Here is a 4,269-nt window from a genome sequence, read left to right as displayed (position 1 = left end):
AGAGGCAGCGAAGTCTTCGACTAACAAGGCATCCGAGAGCTTCGCGCCGGTCGTTCCCCGTGCGTTGCCGCACGGAGATGGGCTTGGTTCCTCTGCCCGGGCCCGGATCAGTGAACGTGAAATGTGTACACGTTTTGTTCTACTTTGTCAAGGGCGATTATCGAGTTTGCAAACTTACTTGCGGCGGTTGCTCTCGTGTATGTTCTTCAGCGTTTCGACGCAGCCATGCTTGGCGAGAAGCGACATGCGATACTCAACCAAGCTTTTGATGGTGGCGTTGGGGTCGGCGGCCTGCACCTGCTCAACGAACAACTTCGTGGCGTCCTGTCGCACCTCATCGGACGGGAGGCTTTCAGGGCAAACGAAGGTTCGATCTATCTGATCTAGCTTGTCCTGCACGGGCAGCTGGCCGCTTGTCGCGGCTAGCCACAACATCATCGCGATCACTCCGGCTTCTCGAACGCGGCGGCGATATCGATCTGGACGTTGTCCGAGACCAAAGGCAGCACCGCGGTCACGCCATAATCGCTGCGCTTGAGCGTGCCGGTGGCGGTGAAGCCGACGGTGCGCTTGCCGAAGGCGGCACCCGCGCCGACGAAGCTGGCGTTTAGCGTCAGCGGGTGGGTCTGGCCATGGAGGGTGAGCTGGCCGCTGATCGTCGCGTGCGTGCCGTGGACGACGACCTTGTCCGACACGAATTTCATCGTCGGATATTTGTCGGGATCGAAGAACATCGGCGAGCGCAGTTCCTCGGTCAGCTTGGGTACCGTCACCAAGGCGGTGTTGGTCGGCACCTCGATCGCGACGCTGGCGGCGCCGGGCCTGGCCGGATCGAGCGTCAGGCTGCCCGACGCGCCGCTGAAGAAGCCCGAGAACGGCGTGAAGCCGAAATGCATGACGGTGAAGCGGATCTGCGTATGCTTGGGCTCGATCGCGTAGCTGCCCGCCGTAACGCGCGACACGTCCGGCTTGCCGGGCGGCTCCTTCGGCATCTGCGCGGATGCGGGGACGGCGGCCAGAAGCAGGGCAAAGGCGATCGGGGCGGTGCGCATGCAGCGGACTCCATCGAGGAAGCGCTTTGCTGCGCCTCTGTCCCGACGCTGGCAAGCCGGATCAGGCGGCGGCCGATTTGATTTCGAGCAACGCCGTCACCCCGATCCGCTCCTTCGCGAGCTGGGCGCGGATGCGGGCGATCGCGTCGAGCGCGGCGGGAAGAAATTCCGCCCAATGATCGAGGATCGAGACCACGCTCCATTTGAGCACATAGCGGCGGAATTCTTCTCCGACGCGGATGCATTCGGCCTTCATCCGCCGCGCCTGATACGCGCGATGATCCGGCTGGCGCTCGATCGGGTCGAAGATGCGGGTGTGCTTGAACAGTTGATATTCGCGCAGTGCACGCGCGATTTCCCACCGCGTCTGGCCGAGGGCGGCGACATCGTGATCGCCGGGCGCGAGCAAGGCGGCTTCGCTGCGAACCGCGATCGCCAGGATGCGCTCCTGCAATTCCATAAATCGATCAAACATTTACGCCACTCACGACAAGCCCCGACCCTAAGCGGGAGAGGTTAATGGAAAGCAGCGGGCAATCGTGCGAACTCGCCCATTATGGATGCTTACCGCGCCGCCTTCTGCCAGTCGGCCAGCAGAGCCGGCTCGGTCGTGCCGAGCATCGCCAGCGCCTCGGCATTGCTGGCGGCGGCGAGCAGGCGCCGGGTCGTCGCCCGCCCCCAACGCCGATCGACATAGGACGCGAGCGAGCCGGCAAAGCCATATTTGAGCTTGCCGCTCCACACGTCGTCCAGCTTGGCGGGCGCGGACCCTGCGGCGATGGCCGCGCGCACCTGCGCGACCCGGGCATCGGTCAGCTGCCCGGACGCCAGCACCGCCACGCCTTCGATGAACCAGGCGAGATCGTCCTCGCCGGCGAAGTCGCCATGCGGATTGTTCTGGCCATGGAAGACATGGGTCAGTTCGTGCGCGATCAGCCGCTGCAATTCCTGTTGGTCGGCCGGATCATGATCGCACGCCTCGGCTTTCCAGTCGGACGGCGACAGCACGACCATCAGGTCGGCAATGCCCATGCCGACCATCCAGCACTGCGTCTTGCCCATGCCGAGCGCGGGGGGAAAGGCGGCGTCGAAGGCGGCGCGATCGGGGGCGAGCCGGAAGTCGATCGCGCGCGGGAAGGGGGCGCCGAAGAAATGCTCGACCTGCTTCACGCTGGAACGAGCGAGCGTCTCGACCGCCTTGGCCGAGAGGTCGGTTGGCGCCGCATGGAAATGCAGCGCCGCCGCCGAGAGCGGGCTGGTCCAGCAGAGCGCCAGCAGCAGGAAAGGAAGGATCGGTCGCATCGTCATCTCGTCAAGTGTACTGTAACAATAATACACAGGAGCATGGATAGCTAGAGACGCGGCGTGACCCGGGCCCTGGCGAGGTAGATGCTGTCGCACCAATCGTCACCGACCAGGATGGTGTTGGAGGCGCGGCCGGTCTCGACAAAGCCCAGGCTGCCGAGGAGGCCGAGCGAGGCGGCGTTGCGCGGATCGACGTCCGCGAGGATCGCGTCGATCGGGTGGTGCGCGAAGTTGTGGGCTATCGCCGCCTCGACCGCTTCGCGCGCGAGACCCTTGCCCCAGAAATCGGGATGCAGGATGAAGCCGATCTCGGGCAGGCGCCAGCAACCCGCCTTGCCGATGACCTGCCCGTCATGCTCGATCATGAAATCGTCGGTCTCGGCGGGCGACGCCGCCACCATGTCGGCCAGCCAGGCGCGCGATTGATCGAGCGTCGCGTGGGGCAGTGTCGACCAGTAGAGCATCGCCCGGCAGTCGCTCAGGATTGCGTGGATCGCGGGCAGATCCTCCATCCGCGCCCGACGCAGCCGCAGCCGGGCGGTGACGATATCCGTGTCGTCGCCGGTGTCCGGCATCATGCCTAGAGGCGCAGTCCGAAGCGCGGGCCGATCCAGGTCATGGCGAGGTAGAGCGCGATCGTGAGCGCGCAGCCGGCGAGCAGGCTGAGCCAGAAGGGCGCGCCGCCACGCAGCATCGCCGGGATCAGCAGGAACATCGGCAGCGAGGGCAGCACGAACCAGAAGGTCGCCTGCGCGTGCGCGGCCATGTTCGCGGCATCGGGTTTGTCGTGCCACAGCCAGATCATGCCGAGCACCGATACGAGCGGGAGCGAGGCGATCAGCGCGCCGAAGCCGGGATAGCGCTTGGCCACGGTCGAAACCGCCGCGACGATCAGCCCGGACAGAGCGGCCTTGATGATGAACCACAGCATCTCAGCCGCCCGGATGGTAGCTGCGTTCGGTGTGGCCGGTCAGGTCGGCCGGGTAGAAATAGACCGGGCGCAATTTGCCGTCGATGTAACGCTGTGCCTGATCGTTGAAGTGCGGCGACCTGGGATCGCCGCTTTCGCCGCCCGCCGTCACCGCCCAGGCGCGCAGGTGCGGCGCGAATTCGACCACCGCGACGAAGCTGTTGCCGCTCGTGCCGTAGTAGCGCTTCGTGTTCGGATAAGGCTTGGCGCCGAACGAGGCGAGCGAGCCCCATTGCGCCGAGGTGAAGGGTACCGCCAGGCTCGGTTTCGCGTCGTCGAAATGCGGGTCGATGCGGTCGTCGAGCCGCTGGAAGCGATTGACCTCGCCCCATTTGACCCGCCAGCTGCCGAAATCGCGCACCAGGCGGTCGCGCGCGGCGGCGAGGGCGGCGAGCTTGGTTTCGGGCGGCACGCGCTGCGCGATATAATCGGGCACGTTCATCCGCTCGGCCTTGGCGAAGGCGCCGACCTCGGGCCACAATGTGTCGCCCCAGATTATGGCGAGCGTGGTCGCTTCGGAATCAGCGGCCCAGCGATCGTCCCAGCCGCGCAGCAAGGCGATCGGTTCGGCGAGCGAGGCCTTGCGCGGGTCGCCGGCGGGCAGGGCATCGTAGGCGGCGGTGAGTTGCGGCACGAGCGTCGCGAAGGCGGGCAGCCAGCTATCGAAGGCGGTGGCGATCAGGCTTTCGGGGGTGAAGCCGCGCTGGCCGGTCAGGAGTTTGTCGGCATGGATGCCGCGCATATTCTCGCCGACCTGATCCATGTAATGCGGGAAATCGCGTGGCCGGGGGCTGTCGCGGCCCGCCGCCGTCCACGGCCAGTTGTTGGTGTTCTTCACCCAGCCGGTGTCGGGCGAGATCACCTGCGGCAGCGTGTCGAGCGCGTGCGGGCCCTTCCAGTCGGTCGCGGGATCGGCGCCATCGACTGCCCTGGTATAATCGA

At 65.8% G+C, this 4,269-nt stretch carries 7 protein-coding genes; all 7 read right to left on the bottom strand.

Annotation, left to right across the window (positions count from 1 at the left end; all coding sequences use genetic code 11):
* Positions 1-174 precede the first annotated feature (174 nt).
* On the bottom strand, positions 175-447 hold the full coding sequence (locus VK533_RS00290; protein WP_324373861.1) for a hypothetical protein: 273 nt from the start codon (positions 445-447) through the stop codon (positions 175-177).
* Positions 444-1,052 (bottom strand): YceI family protein, encoded by a 609-nt coding sequence (locus VK533_RS00285; protein ID WP_324373859.1) that lies wholly within the window; start codon positions 1,050-1,052, stop codon positions 444-446. Before VK533_RS00285 ends, VK533_RS00290 begins: the two co-directional genes overlap by 4 nt.
* Before the next feature lie 61 nt (positions 1,053-1,113).
* Positions 1,114-1,527: a hypothetical protein gene (locus VK533_RS00280; RefSeq protein ID WP_324373858.1), complete on the bottom strand. Its 414-nt coding sequence runs from the start codon at positions 1,525-1,527 to the stop codon at positions 1,114-1,116.
* 89 nt (positions 1,528-1,616) lie between these two features.
* Positions 1,617-2,354 (bottom strand): hypothetical protein, encoded by a 738-nt coding sequence (locus VK533_RS00275; RefSeq protein WP_324373856.1) that lies wholly within the window; start codon positions 2,352-2,354, stop codon positions 1,617-1,619.
* Positions 2,355-2,404: 50 nt separating this feature from the next.
* Positions 2,405-2,935, bottom strand: coding sequence for a GNAT family N-acetyltransferase (locus tag VK533_RS00270; protein WP_324373854.1), 531 nt, complete (start codon positions 2,933-2,935; stop codon positions 2,405-2,407).
* A 2-nt stretch (positions 2,936-2,937) separates the two neighbouring features.
* Positions 2,938-3,288: a DUF3147 family protein gene (locus VK533_RS00265; RefSeq protein WP_324373852.1), complete on the bottom strand. Its 351-nt coding sequence runs from the start codon at positions 3,286-3,288 to the stop codon at positions 2,938-2,940.
* Position 3,289: 1 nt separating this feature from the next.
* The coding region (locus VK533_RS00260; RefSeq protein ID WP_324373850.1) for a penicillin acylase family protein at positions 3,290-4,269 on the bottom strand (980 nt) is incomplete at its 5' end.

Source organism: Sphingomonas sp. (assembly GCF_035317925.1).
Taxonomy (GTDB): Bacteria; Pseudomonadota; Alphaproteobacteria; order Sphingomonadales; family Sphingomonadaceae; genus Sphingomonas_I.
Note: the sequence above shows the minus strand (reverse complement) of the source record. Positions and strands in the feature narration are given on the sequence as shown.

Excerpts from the sequence above, each read along its gene's own strand:
- VK533_RS00285 (WP_324373859.1), bottom strand. The coding sequence starts at position 1,052 with ATGCGCACCGCCCCGATCGCCTTTGCCCTGCTTCTGGCCGCCGTCCCC.
- VK533_RS00280 (WP_324373858.1), bottom strand. The coding sequence starts at position 1,527 with ATGTTTGATCGATTTATGGAATTGCAGGAGCGCATCCTGGCGATCGCG.
- VK533_RS00275 (WP_324373856.1), bottom strand. The coding sequence starts at position 2,354 with ATGCGACCGATCCTTCCTTTCCTGCTGCTGGCGCTCTGCTGGACCAGC.
- VK533_RS00270 (WP_324373854.1), bottom strand. The coding sequence starts at position 2,935 with ATGATGCCGGACACCGGCGACGACACGGATATCGTCACCGCCCGGCTG.
- VK533_RS00265 (WP_324373852.1), bottom strand. The coding sequence starts at position 3,288 with ATGCTGTGGTTCATCATCAAGGCCGCTCTGTCCGGGCTGATCGTCGCG.